A 19,807-nucleotide genomic window follows, 5' to 3' on the forward strand; every position below is an offset into this window, starting at 1 on the left:
CCAACGCCGAGATCAACACCATCGGCGAGGAGACCGGCTACTGCCCGCCGGTCCAGAAGTGAGTTCTCGCGGCGACACCGGTCGGCGTCCACGGTCACGGTGCGGGCGGCGTCGCCCGTACCAGGCCCGTCTGGTAGGCGATGACGACCAGTTGGGCGCGGTCGCGGGCGCCCAGCTTCGTCATCGCGCGGTGGATATGGGTGCGCACGGTCAGCGGGCTGAGCGTGAGGACCTCGGCGATCTCGGTGTTGGACCGGCCCTCGGCGGCCAGGGCCATCACCTCGCGCTCGCGGACGGTGAGCTCCGACAGGCGTTGCGGAGGCGCGAGGTGGGCGTCGGGGGCGGGGGACATGAGGAAGTTCGTGATGAGGGTGCGGGTCGCGGTGGGTGAGAGCAGCGCCTCGCCGGAGGCCACCGTGCGCAGTCCGGCCAGCAGGGTGTCGGCCGTGACGTCCTTGCCGAGGAAGCCGCTGGCACCGGCGCGCAGGGCCTGGGCGACGTAGTCCTCGGTCTCGAACGTCGTCAGGATGAGGACACGGGTGGCGGCCAGCTCCGGGGCGGCGCAGATCGCGGAGGTGGCGGCGAGACCGTCCGTGCCCGGCATCCGGATGTCCATGAGGACGATGTCGGGGTGATGGGCGCGGGTCAGCTCCAGCGCCTCCGCGCCGTCCGATGCCTCGCCGACCACCGTCATGTCCTCGCAGGAGTCGATCAGGATCCGGAAGGTGGCCCGCAGCAAGGTCTGGTCGTCGGCGAGCAGCACCCTGATGGTCATGACTTTTCTCCTCCAGCTGGAGCGTCTGTGGCGCCTATGGCCGCTTCGGGGCCTTCGGGTGCCGAGGGCTGGAGCGGCAGCGCGGTGGTGACCTCGAAGCCGCCCTCCGGGCGGGGTCCCGCGCAGAGTTCGCCGCCGATGGTGCGGGCGCGTTCCCGCATGCCCATGACGCCGAAGCCCCGGCCCGTCCCGGCCTCGGCGGCATCAGTGGTGCCGGTGGTGCCGAAGATGCCGTTGCTGTCCGGACCGTCGTTGCTGACCGTGATCAGTAGGCGTGATCCGGAGTAGGCCAGCCGTACCTGTGCGGAGTCCACGTCGGCGTGCTTGGAGACGTTCGTGAGCGCCTCCTGCACGATCCGGAACGCGGTCAGGTCCACCCCGGGGGAGAGCGGGCGGGGCTCCCCCGTCGTACTGACCGTGACGGCGAGCCCCGCGGACGCGCACGCCGAGACCAGTTCGGGCAACCGGGCGAGACCGGGAGACGGCTCCAGCGACGCGGAGGCCGGGTCGTCGTTCTGGCGCAGCAGTCCCAGCGTGGCCTTCAGCTCGCGCAGCGCGGAGGAGGTGGTGCCGGTCAGGTCGGTGAGGATCTTCTTCGTCTGCTGCGGACTGGTGAGCGCGAGGTGGGCGGCCGTACCGGCCTGCGCGTTGGCCAGTGCCATGTGATGCGCCACGACATCGTGCAGTTCGCGGGCGATGCGCATGCGCTCCTCGGTGACGCGCAGCCGTGCCTCCTCCTCCCGGGTGCGCTCGGCGTGTTCCGCGCGGGCCTGCACCGATGCCAGGTAGGCGCGGCGCAGCCGGGTCATGTTGCCGGCGGCGAGCGGCAGCAGCAGCCAGAAGAAGGGGCCGATCGTCCGGAGCACCAGGGACAGGCTGTCCATGGAGTCGGAGACCGCTGACGCGACCATCAGCGCCGCCATGATGGTGCCGCCGAAGACGCGTGTGGTCTTGCGGTCGGTGAGCGTGGCCAGCCAGTAGAGCGCCGCCATGACGGGTGCCAGCAACAGGGGGGTGAGCAGGTACCCCAGCACGATCGCGATCACGGTGCAGACCGCGGTCACGACGACCGCGGTGCGCGGATGGCTGCGGTACTTCAGCAGGGCGAGGCAGGACACGCCCATGAGGACGGTGGCGGTCCGGTCCTGGTCGGGCGGGTCGGCGCCGGGCAGGGTGAGATTGCTGCCGAGGGACGCGCAGCCCATCAGCGCCAGGACCAGCACCACGTCGATGACGTGGGGGTAGCGGTCGGCGTACTGCTCGAAACGGTCCGTGTAACGCTCAAGGCTGGTGCTCATCGGGCTGGGCTCCCCGCTCGGTGCTCTGTGGGCCATCGTGACCGATTCGGCGCCCTCTGAGCCACCGTGACGGATTCGGCGCTCGGTGAGCACCGTGACCGTTTCGGCGCTCTGTGCGCCACCGCGACCGTTCCCCGCGCGGACCGTCCGCCGGGGCCACCGCGACCGTTCCCCGCGCGGACCGCCTGCCGGGGCCACCCATGTCGTTCGCCACGGGCGGCCCGGTGGGGGCGGCGGGTCGGGCCGTCGATCACGTACGGGCCACTTCCAGGCCGGTCGTCCCGGCCGGTTCCGGGTCCGATTCCGGGCCCGACCCCAGGCCCGATTCCGGCCGGCGGCCGAGCGCCTCGCCCTCCACGTCGACCTTGGGCAGCAACCGGTCCAGCCACTTCGGCAGCCACCAGGCCCGGTCGCCGAGCAGGGCGAGCACGGCGGGCACGATCGCCATCCGTACGACGAAGGCGTCGAACAGTACGGCGGAGGCGAGCCCGAACCCGATCATCTTGACCATGGAGTCGCTCTCGCCGACGAACCCGGCGAACACCGCGATCATGATCAGCGCGGCGGCCACCACCACGCGCGCACTGTGCCGGAAGCCGGATGTGATCGCCTGGCCGGGCCGCTCGCCGTGGACGTACGCCTCCCGCATCCGCGAGACGAGGAACACCTCGTAGTCCATGGCCAGGCCGAAGATGATGCCCACCAGGAAGATCGGCATCAGGCTCATGATCGGGCCGGTCTGCTCCACGCCCAGGAGTTCGGCGCCGTGGCCCTGCTGGAAGACGAGGACGACCACGCCGAGGGAGGCCAGCACCGACAGCAGGAAGCCGAGGGCCGCCTTCAGCGGGACGAACAGGGACCGGAACACCACCAGCAGGAGCACGATCGCGAGGCCCACCACGACCACCAGATAGGGGATCAGCGCGGCCTGCACCTTGTCGGAGACGTCGATGTTCAGCGCGGTGGTACCGGTGACCTCGAAGGTCGCCCCGGTCTCGGCCTCGACCCCGGGCCGCTCGCCCCGGATGGTCGTGACCAGGTCCTTGGTCCTTCCGTCGGTCGGCGCCGTGGACGGCACGACCTGGAAGACGGCCGTGTCACCGGCCTCGTTGAAGCGGGCCGGGGAGACGGAGACGACACCCTCGGTGCCGCCGATCTCCTTCACGACCGTGTCGACGGCGCCCTTCGGGCCGGTGTCCCCCTTCGCGTCTCCCTTCGCGTCTCCCCTCGCGGTCCCTTTCGCGTCTCCCTTCGCGGTCCCTTTCGCGTCCACGACGACGGTCAGTGGCCCGTTGAAGCCCGGCCCGAAGCCCTTGGCGAGCGCGTCGTAGGCCCGACGCTCGGTGGTGGAGGTCGGCTTGGCCTCGTCCCCGGGCATGCCCAGCTGCAGGTCCGTCATCGGCACCGCGAGGGCCCCGAGGCCCACCACGCCCAGCAGCAGCACGGGCAGCGGACGCCGCAGCACGAACCGTGCCCAGCGGCTGCCCCCGTTGTCCCGGGTGCCCTCGTCCTCGATCCGTCCGCTCCTGCGGGCCCGCCGCCGGAGCACGGCGTTCGGCCAGAAGCCGAGGAACGCCGGGACCAGCGTCAGCGCGACCAGTACGGCGACGACGACCGCGCCCGCTGCGGCCAGACCCATCTTGGTGAGCATCGGGATGCCGACCACCGCGAGTCCGGCGAGCGCGATGACGACGGTGAGCCCGGCGAACACGACCGCGGAACCGGCCGTGCCGACCGCCAGAGCCGCCGCCTCTTGCGGCGCCCGGCCCTTGCCGCGCTCCTCGCGGTAGCGGGAGACGACGAACAGGGCGTAGTCGATGCCGACCGCGAGACCCAGCATCATCGCCAGGGTGCCGGTCGTCGTGGACAGGCCCAGCGCCGCGGACAGGGTCAGGATGGTGGCCATGCTCACGCCGACGCCGATGAGGGCGGTCAGCAGCGGCAGTCCGGCGGCGGCCAGCGAACCGAAGGTGACCAGCAGCACGACGGCGGCTATCGCGACACCGATCACCTCGGCCGCACCGCCGGGCCCGCCGCCGCCGTCCATCGCGCTTCCACCGGCCTCGACGGTCAGCCCGGAGCCCTGGGCCGTGTGGATGGCCCGCTCCAGCTGGTCCTTGCTGGCGCCGGTGAGGTCGTTGGCGGCGACCTTGTAGGTGACCGTGGCGTACGCCGTCGTGCCGTCCTTGCTGACGGCCTTCGCCCGGAACGGGTCGGCGGCGCTCGCGACCTGTGCCCCGTCGCCGAGATCGGCCACGGCCTTCTCGACGGCCTGCCTGTTCTCGGTGGCGGTGACCTTCTCACCGCTCGGCGCGACGAAGACGACCCGGGCGGTCGCGCCGTCGGCGGAGGCTCCCGGGAAGCGCTGTTCCATCAGGTCGAACGCCTTCTGGGACTCGATGCCCGGCATCGAGAACTCCTCGTCGGAAGCTCCCGGAGCCTTGAGCGCGGCCAGCCCGACGGCGGCCAGGACGGCCGCCCAGACCAGGGCGACGTACCAGCGTCGCCGGAAGGCCAGACGGCCCACTTGGTAAAGGAAAGTAGCCACGACAGGAGGTCTCCACATCTGGTCCGACTGTCCGCTGTCCGCATCTGGTGCCGACCGTCCGCCCAGGCTCTCCGGGAGCGGGCCGCCCCGTCGTCGTGCGCCTGCCGACATTTCGCGCTACTGAGAACGCAGTACCCACCGCCCGGGCGGGTCCGCCGCTGGTACGACGCACCCGTCCGGGGCGCGACGGTGGCCGCCGGCCGCCGCTGTCATCGCATGTGCGTGATCGCGCACCCGCGCGATCGCACAAGTCCGCGCGATCGCACAAGCCCGCGCGATCGCACAAGTCCGCGCGCCCGGCGGGCGGAGGGCCTACCGGGCGCGCGGAGTGTGGGAATGCGGGGCTTACGGGTGGTACTTCTCCTCGACCGTCTCGGCGGCGCCGGACTTGGGGTTCATGGTGACGCGGACGGTCACGCTGTTGGTCTTCGCGGCCTTCTCCAGCTGCTCCACGGTGCACTTCGAGGTGCCGTAGCCGTCGTCGCCGAGGGACACGCTGCCGCCGTCGTCGGAGCAGATGGCCGCCGCGCCGAGGATCCGTGTGGCGTTGGCGACAAAGAATGCCTGCTCCATGCCGCCGCTCTCGGGCTTGACGGTCAGCTTGCCGGGCGCGAGGTACTTCAGCGTGCCGACGTATACGCGGTGGTTCCCCGCGTTGGCGACACCACCACCGGTGCCGCCACCATTGCCGCCGTCCTTGCCACCACCGGTGCCGCCGTTCTTGCCCCCACCGTTGCCGGCGTCCTTGCCGCCACCGTTGTCGGCGGCGGGCGGCGCCGTGTCGGCCTTGCCGCCCCCCTGGCCCTGCGAGCCGGAGTTGTCCGAGGAGGAGCCACTGGTGGGCTGGGCCGAGGCCGAGGAGCCGGAGGAGTCGGCCCCGGAGTCTTCCGGCCCGCAGGCCGTGGCCCCCAGAGTCAGCGCCGCGGCCGCGACAAGGGCGGCGGCGATACGGCGGCCGGCGCGGCCGCGGAAGCGGTTGGTGGTGGTGTTCATGGTGACCTCTTCGTTGCTGTGTTCTGTCGTCTCGCTCCCGGACGACAATCAGCTTCGAAGATCGCGTTGGCGTTCTGCTAACGGACAGCTAACAGCGCGCTGCCGCGGCCGGCCGCTTGCTGTGCAGGGTGAGGCCATGGTGAGCAGCAGGCTGGGCCGCTGGGCAAAGGGCATCGTCGTCTCGGCGGCCGCCGCCCACGCGACGTACTGGGTCTGGGAATCCGCCGAGCGGTGGGAATCGGAAGCGCGACAGGCCAATCCGGACGCGGGTATCGGCGCGGGGTTCATCGAAGGGGCGCTGGCCACACTCGCCTGGTTGACACTGGTGCCGTTGCTGCTGTGGGCGGGGATGCGACTGCTGCGGGAGCGAGACAACCAGCTGCTGGTGAGCATGGGATCGGCGACGTGGATCGTTCTCGGGACCCGGATCACCGCGGCCGGCGTCAGCGGGGTGGAAACGGAATTGTTCCTTCTCGCCTTCACTCTGCTCAGCGGCTTCCTTGCGATGTTGGAAGGAAGGTAATGGACATTCAGACGCCCACCCCATTGTGCGAAGCGGCGTTTTATGGCCTGTCCCAGAGGCCGATACGGTCGGATTCATGGAGTGGAATTTTCTGACGGCCGAAAAACTCGCGGCCGCCTTGCGCGCCGGTGAAGTGAGCTCGGCGGAACTGACCGACGAGGCGATCGCCCGTATTGAGCGGGACGACAAGGCGATCAACGCGATCTGCGTCCCGGACTTCGACCGTGCGCGGGCCGCCGCGCGCGATGCCGACCAGGCGCGCGCCCGCGGTGAGGACCGGCCACTGCTCGGCATTCCGGTGACGGTCAAAGAGTCCTACGACATCGCCGGGCTGCCCACGACCTGGGGCATGCCGCCACACCGGGACTACATACCGGCCGAGGACGCGGTGCAGGTGTCCCGGCTCAGGGCCGCGGGCGCGGTGGTGCTCGGCAAGACCAACGTGCCCTTGGGGCTGCAGGATGTGCAGACCTTCAACGAGATCTACGGCACCACCCATAACCCGTGGGATCACGGTCGCACGCCGGGTGGATCCTCCGGCGGATCGGCGGCGGCCCTGGCGTCCGGGTTCGGCGCGCTGTCCATCGGCTCCGACATCGGCGGTTCGTTGCGCACCCCCGCGCATTTCTGCGGCATCTACGCACACAAGCCGACGCTCGGGCTGGCGGCGAACCGCGGTATGGTCCCGCCGACCGCACCGGCCCTGCCGACCGAACCCGACCTCGCCGTCGTCGGCCCGATGGCGCGCACCGCCCGCGACCTCGCGCTCCTGCTCGACGTCATGGCCGGACCGGACCCGCTGACGCTCGGCGTGGCCCACGACGTGAAGCTGCCGCCCGCGCGCCACGAGCGACTCCGCGACTTCCGGGTCCTGGTCCTCGACGAGCATCCGCTCATCCCGAGCGGGTCCGCTGTGCGGGCGGGCGTGGCCCGGGTGGCCGACGCCCTTGCCGACGGCGGCGCCCGCGTCGAACGCCACAGTCCACTGCTGCCCGATCTGAGCGAAGCCGCCACGCTCTACATGCAGCTGCTGTTTTCAGGCTTCGGTGCCTCTTTCCCCGTCGAAACGTACGAGCGGCTGCGGACCCACGCCGCCGGACTGGCCGCCGACGACCGGAGCCTCGACGCGGCGCGGCTGCGCGGCGTGGTGTTCAGCCACCGCGACTGGATCGAGGCGAACAACCGCCGCGAGCTCCACCGCCACGGCTGGCGGCGGCTCTTCACCGAGTTCGACGCCGTGGTGTGCCCCATCACCCCCACCCCCGCGTTCCCACACGACCACAACCCCGACCTGATGGAACGCCGGATCGACATCGACGGCGTCGAGTACCCGTACCTCGACCAGCTCGTCTGGGCCGGCCTGGCCACCATGCCCGGCCTACCCGCCACCGCCATACCAACGGGCCGCTCCCCCGAGGGCCTGCCGGTGGGAGTACAGCTCATCGGCCCAACCTTCGAGGACCGCACCCCGCTACGGCTGGCCGAACTACTCGAGCAAAAGATCGGCGGCTTCCAGCCACCGAGGTAGGGCGCACTACCTGAGCACCCGCCGAGGACAAGCCGCGAACCACGCCAAGAGCCCCTTCCGATGATCGGAAGGGGCCTCTGAGCTGGTGCGCGCTCGGCAGGATTCGAACCTGCAACCTCTTGATCCGTAGGTTCGGGCAGGGTGCTGGTGCCGTCGTTGCCGTCAAACCACGCCTGCGGTGAGCCACACAACTCACGAGCGACATACATAGACACAACATCTATATCCGCGCGAAATGTATCTATCGTTACTTACCGCACACAGGCAGCCTATACGGCGCTAGGCACCTAATATGGCTTACCTGCATCTCAGAGGGGGGCCTCATGATCAAGCATGCACGCATGACCCGTTCGCGACTTTATGTACTAATTGACTCGTTCGAGTCTGACATGCGGAAAGTACTCGTTCGTTACGTGCTAGATCATCTCAATGAAGAAGAGGCTTTGGGGGCCAACTACAAACGGGCTAATGAGCGGCGCGAAGCGGACGGCGACGATTCAGACGTCTCTATCGCGGAATACCTTGACCTTCGGGAATGTTACGACATTCTGAATCGCCATCGCGACGCCCTTCCTGGGGAACTGGCACGTGAATTGCGCGGCAACACAACTCAAATGGACGCGCTTGCTCCTATACGAAATCGCGTGATGCATGGCCGCCCACTCCAGGAAGGCGATGCAGAGAAGGCAATATCGTCCACGAACGCCTTTACTTCACGGTTTTGGTCGAGCACCCAAGACACTCTCCAGCATCTCTACGCTGACCCTGCTTGGGAGCCAGCCTTCGGCTCGATGGTAAAGAAGTCCGACAAGGTCCTCCACAATCTCCCTCTTCCAGAATTCGACGAAACCGGCCTTGTAGGCAGGTCTCAGGACTGCAAGACAATCGTCAGTCACTTGATGCGCCGCCGGGAGTCGATGATTACCATCACCGGTGAAGGCGGAATCGGAAAAACAGCCCTCGCCTTGCAGGCTGCGTATAGCGTTCTTGACTCAGATGACAGCCCTTATGAATGCATACTGTGGGTCTCGCTGAAGACGGAAAGACTAACTGTTAGCGGCGTGGAGACGATAGTCGACGCAGTCCGAGACATTACAGGAGCAGCACACCACCTGGGTCGCGTAATCGACGACAAATTCTCGGGAAGTGTTGCAGATCTAGCCGACATGCTCGAAGGAATCGAAACGCTTCTCGTAGTAGATAATTTGGAAACCGTGGATGGAAGTGAAATCGTTGCGCTGTACGAGTCACTTCCCGACAGCGTCACCTATTTGCTAACGAGTCGCATTGGCGTAGGTCAGATTGAACGCAGAGTCCCGCTTGGGCCTCTCCGAGAGAAAGACGCCGAGGGGCTTTTCCGATCATTCACCCGTGCTCGGGGACTCGAATGGATGGCACAACTAAAATCCAGCACTATTGGCGAGGTGGTGAGTCGGCTCAGGCAAAGCCCACTTGCCATCCGTTGGTATATCCTCAGTGTCGAATCAGGCGTCCAGCCAAATCTAGCCTTGGCCGACCAAGACCAACTCATCAATTTCTGCGTACGCAGTGTCTACGACACGCTAGGTACAACTACGCAGCAGCTTCTGGTTGTCTTGTACTCATTGGATCGCGCGGCCACCTCTGACGAATTGGCCATCCTCACAGATCTCTCCGTGGATGATCTGCGGCGAGCGGTTCAAAAATTGAGTCGAGGATCCATGGTAACCGTAAATTCCGATCGCGAAAATACTCTGACGCCAAAGATCAACCTTACAGAAGCAGCACAGCATTTCTTGCGCTCGATTGAGCCTCCGAGGTCGAGTGATGTCAGCCGAATCTTGAGTCGTGCGCAAGACATCCGCAAGAGCGAAGAGTTGCGCCGAGCGGACGAGGCAGAAAGAGCATTGGCGCCTGTAGCCGTCCACGTACGCGGTGCTCATGACGGACCTACGGCCCATTTGCTTCGATTGGCTTTGAGGGCTCGTGACGATTTCGACCGCGCACGAGAACACCTGAACAAGGCCAGGCAAATGAACCCAGACTTCTGGGAGGTTGACCGAGTCGAAGCCTTCCTACTTTCAAGCCGAGGCCATGTAGACCAGGCTACGGCCACGTACAACACCGCATTGCGAAAAGCAGACGAAAAGGGTAAAGCCGTTGTCTCGCATTATCTTGCTGGCCACCTAGCCCGCAAGGTGCACGACCCCGTCAGGGCTTTGGAGTACGCACAAATAGCACACGAATACTTCAAGAACGCGGAGACAGCGCACCTAATTGGAACAATACTTCTTTGGCAGCGCGAATACGAAAAATCCCAGGGATATCTGATGTCGGCCCTTGAAAAGGTCGAGGAAAAGGGTAAGCTCTACCGAATCATTCTAACGTCACTCATCGATTCATGGCAGCGGTGGTCTGAACACGTACTCGAAAGGGACATGCGACCCGCTGAGGCCGCCCATAAGGCATACACAGGTTTCACTCTCGGGACCCAAGAGCTACGGCGCGGAACGTTTGATCTGCGTTTGGCGGCCGGAACACTGGAGAGCTCTAAGGCATTCATCAGAGCCATCACCGCGACTGGCGCAATGGAGATTTCATTCGAAGAGAAGACTTACTTTCTCTTGCGTGATGTTGAAACGCACACGGAGATCTTCGAAAAATGCAAGGCTTGGGTTCGGATGCCAGGCCACGTAGCAAAGCTGTTCAGGTCCCAAAACGTGTCCGATCGGATTCGCGTGCTATGCCGTGAGATCGTGGACTCTGCCACTAGCCAGGATTCACTAACCAATGCAACCGAGGGCGGCATATCCGGTAGGGTAAGCGGTTGGCTGGGGCGTTACGGATTCATCCAGCATCCTGACTTCCCAACGGATGTCTTCTTTCCAGCATCGGTGATCCGCAACCTGGAAGCTCGCGGAGAAGATGTTGACCTGATAGGGCGCCTAGTTCGATTCGACATCGACGAGTACCAGACGGGGACGCGTCCACGCGCAAGGTGGGTCCATATTGCCTAGTTAGTGCGGCGGGGGCGCCATTGCATGGCGAGTGCTGCGAAGGCGAAGACGGCTTGCCATCCGCGCGCCATCAATGGCGATCTCGGCTTATTTCTCGCTTCGCTATCAGACGCCCGCGCAGGCCGACGTCTCCTACATTAACCAGCCGGAATCCGGGCGGAATCAACCCGTTCATCGACAAAGGAACAGAAGATGGCGGAGTATCGGGCACGTCGATAATTACACAGTCCACAAGGTCAGCCAGCAGATTTGCCGTTTCGTTGGAATTGCCTTCGATCAGAACCGTGTGCGCTCCTGCCTCGGTCAAGGCATGCAGCACCTTCTCAGACTCTTTGCCGAGGGGAGGATTCGGAACACGGAAGGCGTCGCCGCCGTGGCCGCTTCGCACGCCTTCCTCGATCGTTCCATCTCGCCGGATCACCAGGTCGTGCATACGGCGGAGCTCCTTCACGGCCTGGTCGTCGCCCCCCTCGGCGGCTCCAGCGGTGTACGCCCAGGTGATGTATGGCCTCCCCGTACGCAGTGAGTGCAGCCACGGGCCGAGGACGAGCAGCGCTTCCTGCTCTAGGACGCCCCGCTCTACCTCAATGCCGGCCTGTTCCAGCACCACCGCGCCGCCCTCTCCACGTGACGTGGGATCCATGACGGCCATCAGGACTCGGGACACCTTCGCGTCGATCAGTGCCTGTCGGCAGGGCGGGGTCCGGCCGTGGTGGTTGCAGGGCTCCAGGGTCACCACCGCCGTGCCGCCCTCGGCTCGCTCCCCCGCTGCGGTGAGGGCGTTCACCTCGGCGTGGTGGTCGCCCTTGCGGAGGTGGTATCCCTCGCCGACAGGTACGCCGTCGCGGTCGAGGATCACGCACCCGACGGGCGGGTTAGGGCTCGTCGTTCCGAGGCCCTGGGCAGAGATGGCGATTGCTCGCCGCATGGCCGTCAGTTCGTTCGGCGTGGCCATCAGAACCCCGCATTCTCCTTGACTGCGTCGAGTAGGTCCCGCACAGCGGGAACATTACTCGCCGCCGCGAGAGCGTTGACCGCCGTGACGGCCTCTTGCAGAGTTCGGCCGGAACCTGAACCGCGGGCCAAGTCGAGAACGGCTGCGGCCTCGGCAGCGGCCTGTTCGTACTCCTGGATTCCCACGTAGGCCATTGCGAGGCGCGCCTGGGCGAATCCCCGGTCGCGCTGATAGACGTCCGGGAGTTCGGTCAGTGCGGTCTGGAAGGTGGAGACCGCCCGGTCCGGCCGGGACAGGTTGAGCCAGCAATTCGCGCGCTGGATTTCGATGTAGCTGGGCGTGCAGAAATCCCCGTGCCCGGATCGTGCGTCTCCGGAGGATCCAGCGATGGCGGCGAACTCGTGCGCCTCGTCCAGCTTCCGATGACAGGCGACCTCGTCCCCGTCGAGCGCAAGCCCCTGCGCCTCCTGCTGGATGGCGGCCGCCTTCATCGGCCGGGAAAGCGCTCGTTCGTGGCGCTGCACGGCCTGGGCGAGCCCGATCGCCTGGCCCGCGTTCTTCTTCCCCGCCGCCAGCTGGCTGCGACGGAAGAGAGTCCACGAGAGCATGGCTTCGTCTCCGGCCTCCATGGCCCATTCCATGGCTCGGCTCGTCCATGTCTCCGCGCTGGACACGTCCATGGAGTCTTCGTGGAGCCATGCGGCGGACTCGGCGTACTGGGCCGAGAGCTTCAACAGCTCCTGCCGGTGCTCGCCCCGGCTGTCCTCCAGAAGACCTTGCAACATGTCGAGCTGCTGATGGACTCCCGCGAGGGCGTGACGCGGGCCGAAGAGGTTGTCGGCCCTGACCAGGGTGTGCCACATGTCGCGGAAGTGCTCGATGGCTGCTTCGCCTCGTCCGGCGGGGAGTCGGTGTGGTCTGGTGGGCTTTGGGCGCACGATCTCAGCGGAAGCATCCACGGCACGGAGGGGTCCCGCTTCCTTGCAGGGCGACACCAATTGCGTGCCCGAGAAGGGCTCGGCGATTTATCGGCACGATCTGCTCTCTTCCATCGACGTACACCGAAACCAGAACGATTTCGGGTAGCGCATCCGCGTCCGCCGAATTCGAGGGGTCCACGTGCACAATCGGCGGACCAGCAATCGCCCCCGTTGTGGGTACGGACGGGGGTTCGTTCAAGCCGTCTGGGCTACTGCGAGCGTAAGCCTGGTTCTGGGCAGCGGCGGCCGGTGACGGGGTACCCTCCCACGGCCGCTCGGGCAGGTCGAGCATGTGGCCGGGAATGCCCAGTCCATCAGCGATGCGTTCCATGACGGCTACGCTGCGGATACCCCGATCACCTCGGATCACGTCGCCGACACGCGCGCTGGTCATCTTGGTAACGGCGGCAGCGATCGCCGCGTAGCTCGCTGGGGCCCGTCTGTTGACGAGACGGAAGATCTCGCCGAAGTCCCTTCGCCTGCATGCCCGTTTCATGTCCTCGCTGCGGAGCAAGCGGTCCGGGATGGTGAGGGGGTATCCGCTGCGCCTGGCTTCACGTTCACTCATCGGCCGCTCACGAGGTGTAGGGGCGTGCGTCAAGTCCAACGTAGATCGCGCCGCGTATTGAGGTACCCCATTTCACCGCACGGGGTACCCCGTTGCCTGTCCCGAAGAGGGAGGCTCACCTGCACGCTTATGGCCATGAAGTCAGACCTGACAGGCCCGGATGGACGCGTGGTGGTGAGGCGTTGGACCCGCCACCCCCGTTGTGTCGCCCTGGCCCGAGCCGACTTGCGAAAGGCTCTGGCTGGTTGGGGGCTGGTCGCGATCGAAGAGGTCGCGCTGTTGGTGCTGTCCGAATTGATAACGAACGCCGTACGTCATGCACGGGTGCCGGGACGCCAGATCGAGACGCGCTACCTGTACCAGGGCGACAAGGTACGGATCGAGGTCCACGACGCGGCCGACCAGCTGCCCAAGCTGAGGACTCCAACCCCCGAATCCGTACGCGGCCGAGGGCTGGTCCTGGTGGAAACACTCGCCGATCAGTGGGGCGTCACCCCACGGCCAGCGGTGGGCAAGGCGGTCTGGGCCGTCCTCGCACTTCCTGTCGACGAACGGGGCTCACTGGCCAGTGGAGAACGTAGAGAGGTGCAGTCGTGACGACCGCCGGAAACTCCGTAATACGGCAGGGCGACTGGACCCTGAGTGCAGACGTCACCGGAAGCCCGCCGATCTTGGAGGCCGAATGCACGACGTGCGACGACTCATCCGGGGCGGCTGAGGAGGCCAAGCAGCCGGAGGTGTGGTGTCTGCGCCACGCGAACCAGACAGGTCACACCGGATTCCGAATGATCATCACGAGTTTCTTCCGCGCGTCCATGGCGAACGCGGGCACTTCCGCGACGGCTGCGCGAGGCCGAGCAGCGACGCCTGACGCGTAGCCGCTCAAGGCTGGGCGGGGGTCGCAGTCGTGGAGGGACCGGCGGCCCCGCCCTCAACAACTTCAAGCCGGCGCAAGGTGGTCCGCTGCCCTTGCCCAACGCGGGACCCGGCCCCGGGGGCACCTCAAGACTCGAAGGCCGACCGCCACCAGCCGCTCGGGGCCTTCCCAGCGGGGTCAAGGTGCGAGGGGAGGTGGCAGAGATCCGTCAGTAGTCGGCAACGGTGATCGTCAGGCACCGTCCGATGAAACCGATGCACCGCATACGCAAGAGGCCCCTTCCGATGATCGGAAGGGGCCTCTGAGCTGGTGCGCGCTCGGCAGGATTCGAACCTGCAACCTCTTGATCCGTAGGTTCGGGCAGGGGGCTGATACCAGCGTCAGAGGTCGTCTGACGGGGTGTCCGGCACAAGACGTCGGCGGGGGGCGTGTGCCGTCGTTGCTGTCACGGTTGCTGTCACCTGCGCCCATGAACGCGGGGCACGAGATCACAAGATCGAGAACAAGCTGTGGCTATTGGAGCCGTGATCTTTCTCGCCAAGACCACTCCGGTCAATAGCCGTTGCATCGCCCCAGCATGGCGCCAAGAACTATGCTTGCCGCATGGGGAACAACGCTGCCGCAGACGACGGTGCTAGAGATAGGCAGGACAGCAGCAGAGACGTGTCGCGGCTGGCCGCTCGCAGCCAATCAATATCGCCAGGTCAAGCACCAGCAGCCACTCAGAGCACCTACTCTATTCAGATGCGCGAAGCCTCACGCTCCATGCAGAAAAGCAGCCTGCAAGCCACCGCCGCACTGCGCGAACTCTCACGACAGATGCAGAGCAACGACTTCCAAACCGCAATACGCGAAGCCGCTCGCTCCATGCAGAGCAACAGCCTGCAAACCGCAATGCGCGAAGCCTCACGCTCCATACAGAACAGCAGCCTGCAAGCCACCGCCGCACTGCGCGAACTCTCACGACAGATGCAGAGCAACGACTTCCAAACCGCAATACGCGAAGCCGCTCGCTCCATGCAGAGCAACAGCCTGCAAACCGCAATGCGCGAAGCCTCACGCTCCATACAGAACAGCAGCCTGCAAGCCACCGCCGCACTGCGCGAACTCTCACGACAGATGCAGAGCAACGACTTCCAAACCGCAATACGCGAAGCCGCTCGCTCCATGCAGAGCAACAGCCTGCAAACCGCAATGCGCGAAGCCTCACGCTCCATACAGAACAGCAGCCTGCAAGCCACCGCCGCACTGCGCGAACTCTCACGACAGATGCAGAGCAACGACTTCCAAACCGCAATACGCGAAGCCGCTCGCTCCATGCAGAGCAACAGCCTGCAAACCGCAATGCGCGAAGCCTCACGCTCCATACAGAACAGCAGCCTGCAAGCCACCGCCGCACTGCGCGAACTCTCACGACAGATGCAGAGCAACGACTTCCAAACCGCAATACGCGAAGCCGCTCGCTCCATGCAGAACAGCAGCCTGCAAACCGCAATGCGCGAAGCCTCACGACAGGTGCAGAGCAACGATAATGCAACTGAACGAGGTCTTTCCATTGGGCAAATGCGCGCCNACCGCAATGCGCGAAGCCTCACGACAGGTGCAGAGCAACGATAATGCAACTGAACGAGGTCTTTCCATTGGGCAAATGCGCGCCGCCCTGCCTCTAATCCAGCATCAATTTTCTGCTGAAATAGTGAACGTCACCGACGGGACGCTTGGAGCCCTAGATGACGCAGCAGAAACTGCCGCATGCTCGCAAGAGGCGGAGTTCTCCGATGCGGCGATCAGGGATATAGAGGAAATCCTAATCGGACTTGACTCTACTTTCACAGGCATCTCCCCCGAAGTTGCCCGCCGACTATGGATTTGCTGGGTTCAGGTCTCGATATTCTCCCTGTGCATGTATGCCCTCATTATCTCTGCCATTTCTGCGGAGATCACAGCCTACATGGGGACCGGCGCACTGGCAGCCGCCAAGCAAGCGGGCGACTTGGCTGCGAGAGCTTGGGAGAAACTGCACCCCGAAGACGAGGAGGGCGAAACAGGAGAACAACGCTAAATAGCAATACCCCGCGCCTCTCCGTCAGTTACAGGTAATCAGTTTCGGACGGCTTCGAGGTTCAACACACGTCGGCACAGCAGTGTCCGGTGCCGTGGTGATTGCAGGGCCCCAGGCACAACAGCACTCTGCTTGGCCTACCCTGCTCATCATGATCCGAGCTGTGGTTTTCGATGTCGGTGAGTGCCTGGTCGACGAGACACGCGAGTACGGCACATGGGCGGACTGGCTGGGGGTGCCCCGGCACACGTTCGCGGCGATGTTCGGCGCTGTGATCGCTCAGGGGCGGGACTACCGCGAGACGTTCCAGGTCTTCCGCCCTGGCTTTGATCTGTACGAGGAGCGGGAGAAGCGGGCTCAGGCCAGCCAGCCTGAGCACTTCGATGACAGCGATTTGTACGCGGATGTCCGTCCGACTCTGACGGCGCTGCGGGACGCTGGTCTGTGGGTGGGTATCGCGGGCAACCAGACCGTACGGGCCGGGGGCATACTGCGCTCGCTCGACCTCCCGGCCGACTTCATCGCCACGTCCGATGACTGGGGCGTGTCCAAGCCCGATCCGGCGTTCTTCTCGCATGTGGCGGACGCGGCTCCCTGCCCGGCCGAGGAGATCCTTTACGTGGGTGATCGGCTGGACAACGACATCCGCCCGGCGGACAAGGTGGGAATGAAGACTGCGCTGATCCGGCGTGGGCCGTGGGCGACGATCCAGTGGGATGAGCCGGATGCCGTCGCGGTGCCGACCTTCCGCGTGCACAGCCTCGCCGAGCTGCCGGAGCTGGTAGCCAGCCTCAGCGCTGAAGAGCACTGACGGTCGTTCCCCAGCCGTACATCCGGTCGTCCAGACTGCGGACGTACGGTTCGTCGCGCCACGCGTGCAGCCGCTTGCGGACGTCGCGTATCCGGTCCATGCCGACGGCGTACCAGGTCACACTGAGCTGATCGAGCGCTTCGTTGGCCCATCGGCAGGCTTCCTCTGGCCTACCGGCTGCGGCCTCCACGGCCGCCAGGTCGCCGAGGATGATGGTCCGCTGCTTGCCGTCGTCGGCAGGCAGGTTGTCAAGGACGCCCAGCAGGGTGGCCCGAGCCTGGGCCGTGTGCCCAGCTATCAGCTGGGTGTTGCCCTTGAACGCGGCGAGGCGGACGGGGCTGAACCAGTCCATCCACACCGGGCACGGCTCGTCCGTATCGCCTTCGGTCAGTACGCCTTCGGCATGGGAGATCAAGCGCAGTGCCGTGCGGGTGTCGTTGCACCGTGTCATGCATTCGGCCTCGACCGCGTCAAGCCAAGCCAGCATCATCGCGGGGGCGTTGCCCCTGCGGGCGTACGCACGGGCAGCAGACATGCGCTCTTCGGCGTCTTCCCTATGGCCCTCCCAGCCAGGGATGAACGCGGTATGAGCCAGGATCGCCGCTCCCAATAGCGCGTCGTCGGCTTCCCCGGCGGCCTGGAGGCCACGCACGAACGCGTTGTTCGCGGCGCTGGGCTGCTGGAGGTCGAAGAAGTCGATACGTCCAGCCAGAAGGTATGACTCGGCGAGTGCGGCGGCAAGGGCCGTACGGCAGCGGCCGGACGTCTCACCAATGAGCGCTGTGCCCAGACGTGTGTGCTCCACAACGGTGGCGTGGAGTTGGGAGGGCTGCACGGACCAGTACAGGCGTCGGTGAGCAGCCGTGATCGCGGCGAAGTCGCTGCCTACCGTGGCTGGTTGCGTGGCATTGCTCGCGCTGGGAAACGGTCCGGGGGCGGGTCCGATCGCGGGCGCTCCCGATGCTGCGACAGGCCGTCGGCTGGCACCCTCCCGCGTCGAATTCGTGCCGTCCCACGGGGCGGTGAAGCCCAGTTCCTCGATGGACTGGCCCAGCAGATGCGTCAGTACCCGCTGAACGTCAGGCTGCGGCCATGGCGGATTCGCTGACTCCCAGCGGCGGACTTGGCGCACGCTGATCTGCAACGACCGTATGCCGAGCTGAGGAGCGGTGTTACGGATGGCCTCCGCCAACGCTTCCTGAGACGCGTATCCCGCCGCCTGCCGGGCGGCCTTGAGCCGAACGTTTCCCACTGGCCTGGGCACTGGACTTCCTCACGGTTTCGATGGGGCTGGTCAGCTCCGCCAACGGTAGCTTTGAAGGGCCCATTTGGGGACCCTCGCCTTCCTGACCTCGCTAGTAGGTCCCATAGAAGTCCTCTTTGAGTCCTCTAAGCGGCCTTCATTGGGACGTCCTGTAACCCCACCATGTCTAAGGCCGGACAGACAGCAAACATGCGGGGTGAAGGCCATGAGCGCGGCGGTGCAACGCGCAGGCGAGCAGCAAGACGAAGTGGACGTCGAGGAGATCAAGAGGACGATCGTCAACGCCTTAGTGACGCGGACGGTACTGCCACCGTACGAAGAACTGCGCGACCTGCACAAAGCGTTGCTGGGGCACATTCATACGTTGATGCCGCTGGCAGAGAAGCGGATCGACCGTCTGAACCGGGCCACTGTGGCTTGGTACTCGAAGCGCAGCAGGTTGAACACCATCCCGCATGAGGTGCGTCAGGGGCTGGGCTCCGGCTTGCGGTCGGCTGAGTGGCACGTTCGGAGCTTGGGTTACACGTGTCAGTTCCTGCTCAACAACTCCGGTCTCGCCCAGGAAGGCGACGGGTGACCTAGAGACCGGGCGGGAGCTGCTGCCCATGGGAAGGACCCGCGGCTCCCGCCCTCCCTGGGCGCGGTGACTACGCGGCGGACAACGCCCCGTTCGCCTCGTGGATGTCACCCACCACGCCCAGGAGCGGCGGACACTGCCCCGTCCGCCGTCAGCGGTCCGGCTCCCCATGCCCGCGCCCAACAGACGATCCGCGAGGCCGGGAGTCGGACCGCACAGCAGCACAACCGCATACGCAAAACCGGGCTACCCCTCAAAACCCTGGCAGGCCAAGGGATAGCCCGGTGGGAAGTCCGTGATCAGGACCCCGGTGCCGATGGTACCGGGGTGGTTGTCGTACTCGTTTCGACGCCGCCCATTTCCAGGTGAGTTCAGGCGGAGCAACGGGGTGGTGACGAGTGCGAGGCAGATACGGAGTGGCGGGCTCGATGGTGGCGGTCACCAGAGCGTCTACGACACGCAGGTCGGCCAGCGCGATACGGAAACCGACGCGGAGCGACCACGACGGCCTGAGCCACCGCGCGGCAGCAGCTGCTCCCCGCCCGCCAGGACCGGGCCGTTCGGTCTGCTCACGCTCCCGCATCCGTGACGGCGACAGTACGGCGGCCGGCCGTATCGGGCCGGGGCCGACGATCGACATGCCCCCGGCCGGGCACCCCTCCCCTCCCCGCTGGCCGTTGCTACGCGCACAACGGCGATGGCCGCGGTCGGCGGACGGCCGGTCACGTAAACCGCTCCGCGTAGCCGCCCCTCGACGGCTGGCAGGGGTGGACATGTGGCCTCGGCCGTGCTGCTGCGTCAGCGCATCCGCTGTGGTCGGCGGGAGCTCTGTGGGAGCTGTTCCAGGTGCTGACTGCGGCTGGCGGGCTGCTGGTGTGGGGTGGCGCGCTGAGTGGCACGGGGGCGCCGCTGAGCGGGGCGGCAGACAGGAGCGGGCGGCGGCCACGGGCCGCCAGCGCGCGCGGCCCGCGCAAGCGGGCCGCCTTGATCCAGTAAAGAAACTCTGAACAGCTCGCACTCGGTGTCCGGTCCCGGGAGATGCTTGACACTTC

Annotated in this window: 15 protein-coding genes; 8 read left to right on the top strand and 7 right to left on the bottom strand. The window is 65.8% G+C overall.

Features of this window, described 5'->3' with window-relative positions:
- Window positions 1–94: 94 nt before the first annotated feature.
- The 4 genes from IEJ02_RS46060 to IEJ02_RS46075 form a co-directional block, all read right to left on the bottom strand.
- Window positions 95–775, bottom strand: a complete 681-nt coding sequence (locus tag IEJ02_RS46060; protein ID WP_191070247.1) for a response regulator transcription factor — start codon at window positions 773–775, stop codon at window positions 95–97.
- Window positions 772–2,073, bottom strand: a complete 1,302-nt coding sequence (locus IEJ02_RS46065; RefSeq protein WP_191070248.1) for a sensor histidine kinase — start codon at window positions 2,071–2,073, stop codon at window positions 772–774. Before IEJ02_RS46065 ends, IEJ02_RS46060 begins: the two co-directional genes overlap by 4 nt.
- Before the next feature lie 250 nt (window positions 2,074–2,323).
- Window positions 2,324–4,621: an MMPL family transporter gene (locus IEJ02_RS46070; protein WP_191070249.1), complete on the bottom strand. Its 2,298-nt coding sequence runs from the start codon at window positions 4,619–4,621 to the stop codon at window positions 2,324–2,326.
- A 345-nt stretch (window positions 4,622–4,966) separates the two neighbouring features.
- Window positions 4,967–5,614 (bottom strand): hypothetical protein, encoded by a 648-nt coding sequence (locus tag IEJ02_RS46075; RefSeq protein WP_191070250.1) that lies wholly within the window; start codon window positions 5,612–5,614, stop codon window positions 4,967–4,969.
- Between the two features lie 136 nt (window positions 5,615–5,750).
- Between IEJ02_RS46075 and IEJ02_RS46080 the strand changes: the two genes are divergently transcribed.
- From IEJ02_RS46080 to IEJ02_RS46090, 3 genes are all read left to right on the top strand, one after another.
- Window positions 5,751–6,137: a hypothetical protein gene (locus IEJ02_RS46080; RefSeq protein ID WP_191070251.1), complete on the top strand. Its 387-nt coding sequence runs from the start codon at window positions 5,751–5,753 to the stop codon at window positions 6,135–6,137.
- A gap of 76 nt (window positions 6,138–6,213) precedes the next feature.
- Window positions 6,214–7,665: an amidase gene (locus IEJ02_RS46085; RefSeq protein WP_191070252.1), complete on the top strand. Its 1,452-nt coding sequence runs from the start codon at window positions 6,214–6,216 to the stop codon at window positions 7,663–7,665.
- A gap of 323 nt (window positions 7,666–7,988) precedes the next feature.
- Window positions 7,989–10,661, top strand: a complete 2,673-nt coding sequence (locus tag IEJ02_RS46090) for an NB-ARC domain-containing protein (RefSeq protein ID WP_191070253.1) — start codon at window positions 7,989–7,991, stop codon at window positions 10,659–10,661.
- Between the two features lie 70 nt (window positions 10,662–10,731).
- On the opposite strand, the gene ribD is transcribed toward IEJ02_RS46090, so the two are convergent.
- Both ribD and IEJ02_RS46100 read right to left on the bottom strand, forming a co-directional pair.
- Window positions 10,732–11,616, bottom strand: coding sequence for a bifunctional diaminohydroxyphosphoribosylaminopyrimidine deaminase/5-amino-6-(5-phosphoribosylamino)uracil reductase RibD (gene ribD, locus IEJ02_RS46095; protein WP_191070254.1), 885 nt, complete (start codon window positions 11,614–11,616; stop codon window positions 10,732–10,734).
- Window positions 11,616–12,611: an NsdA family TPR-like regulatory protein gene (locus IEJ02_RS46100; protein ID WP_498067133.1), complete on the bottom strand. Its 996-nt coding sequence runs from the start codon at window positions 12,609–12,611 to the stop codon at window positions 11,616–11,618. The genes ribD and IEJ02_RS46100 overlap by 1 nt, the downstream gene beginning before the upstream one ends.
- 688 nt (window positions 12,612–13,299) lie before the next feature.
- Between IEJ02_RS46100 and IEJ02_RS46105 the strand changes: the two genes are divergently transcribed.
- The 4 genes from IEJ02_RS46105 (at window position 13,300) to IEJ02_RS46120 (ending at window position 16,914) form a co-directional block, all read left to right on the top strand.
- Window positions 13,300–13,761, top strand: a complete 462-nt coding sequence (locus IEJ02_RS46105) for an ATP-binding protein (protein WP_191070256.1) — start codon at window positions 13,300–13,302, stop codon at window positions 13,759–13,761.
- A complete protein-coding gene (locus tag IEJ02_RS51495; RefSeq protein ID WP_498067134.1) occupies window positions 13,758–14,042 on the top strand; it encodes a DUF7848 domain-containing protein in 285 nt (94 codons plus the stop codon). Before IEJ02_RS46105 ends, IEJ02_RS51495 begins: the two co-directional genes overlap by 4 nt.
- 1,647 nt (window positions 14,043–15,689) lie before the next feature.
- Complete coding sequence (locus tag IEJ02_RS46115; protein ID WP_191070258.1) at window positions 15,690–16,103, top strand: hypothetical protein; 414 nt, start codon at window positions 15,690–15,692, stop codon at window positions 16,101–16,103.
- Window positions 16,104–16,254: 151 nt separating this feature from the next.
- Window positions 16,255–16,914 carry an HAD family hydrolase gene (locus IEJ02_RS46120; RefSeq protein WP_191070259.1) on the top strand — a complete coding sequence of 220 codons (660 nt, stop codon included), beginning with the start codon at window positions 16,255–16,257 and terminating at the stop codon, window positions 16,912–16,914.
- On the opposite strand, the gene IEJ02_RS46125 is transcribed toward IEJ02_RS46120, so the two are convergent.
- Entirely contained in the window at window positions 16,895–18,178 is a 1,284-nt protein-coding gene (locus tag IEJ02_RS46125) for a helix-turn-helix domain-containing protein (protein WP_191070260.1), read from the bottom strand. The two genes, IEJ02_RS46120 and IEJ02_RS46125, sit on opposite strands and share 20 nt — an antisense overlap.
- A 205-nt stretch (window positions 18,179–18,383) precedes the next feature.
- Here IEJ02_RS46125 and IEJ02_RS46130 point away from each other — a divergent pair, with 205 nt between their 5' ends.
- Window positions 18,384–18,755, top strand: a complete 372-nt coding sequence (locus IEJ02_RS46130; RefSeq protein ID WP_191070261.1) for a DUF6415 family natural product biosynthesis protein — start codon at window positions 18,384–18,386, stop codon at window positions 18,753–18,755.
- The last annotated feature ends 1,052 nt before the right edge of the window (window positions 18,756–19,807 follow it).

The organism is Streptomyces sp. 5-10, from assembly GCF_014712245.1.
GTDB lineage: Bacteria > Actinomycetota > Actinomycetes > Streptomycetales > Streptomycetaceae > Streptomyces > Streptomyces violaceusniger.

Bases quoted from the DNA above. Each gene is read 5' to 3' on its own strand.
- IEJ02_RS46130 (WP_191070261.1), top strand. From the start codon at position 18,384: ATGAGCGCGGCGGTGCAACGCGCAGGCGAGCAGCAAGACGAAGTGGAC.
- IEJ02_RS46090 (WP_191070253.1), top strand. From the start codon at position 7,989: ATGATCAAGCATGCACGCATGACCCGTTCGCGACTTTATGTACTAATT.
- IEJ02_RS46105 (WP_191070256.1), top strand. From the start codon at position 13,300: ATGAAGTCAGACCTGACAGGCCCGGATGGACGCGTGGTGGTGAGGCGT.
- IEJ02_RS46085 (WP_191070252.1), top strand. From the start codon at position 6,214: ATGGAGTGGAATTTTCTGACGGCCGAAAAACTCGCGGCCGCCTTGCGC.
- IEJ02_RS46060 (WP_191070247.1), bottom strand. From the start codon at position 775: ATGACCATCAGGGTGCTGCTCGCCGACGACCAGACCTTGCTGCGGGCC.
- IEJ02_RS46115 (WP_191070258.1), top strand. From the start codon at position 15,690: ATGCGCGCCGCCCTGCCTCTAATCCAGCATCAATTTTCTGCTGAAATA.
- IEJ02_RS46080 (WP_191070251.1), top strand. From the start codon at position 5,751: ATGGTGAGCAGCAGGCTGGGCCGCTGGGCAAAGGGCATCGTCGTCTCG.
- IEJ02_RS46120 (WP_191070259.1), top strand. From the start codon at position 16,255: ATGATCCGAGCTGTGGTTTTCGATGTCGGTGAGTGCCTGGTCGACGAG.
- ribD (WP_191070254.1), bottom strand. From the start codon at position 11,616: ATGGCCACGCCGAACGAACTGACGGCCATGCGGCGAGCAATCGCCATC.
- IEJ02_RS46065 (WP_191070248.1), bottom strand. From the start codon at position 2,073: ATGAGCACCAGCCTTGAGCGTTACACGGACCGTTTCGAGCAGTACGCC.
- IEJ02_RS46075 (WP_191070250.1), bottom strand. From the start codon at position 5,614: ATGAACACCACCACCAACCGCTTCCGCGGCCGCGCCGGCCGCCGTATC.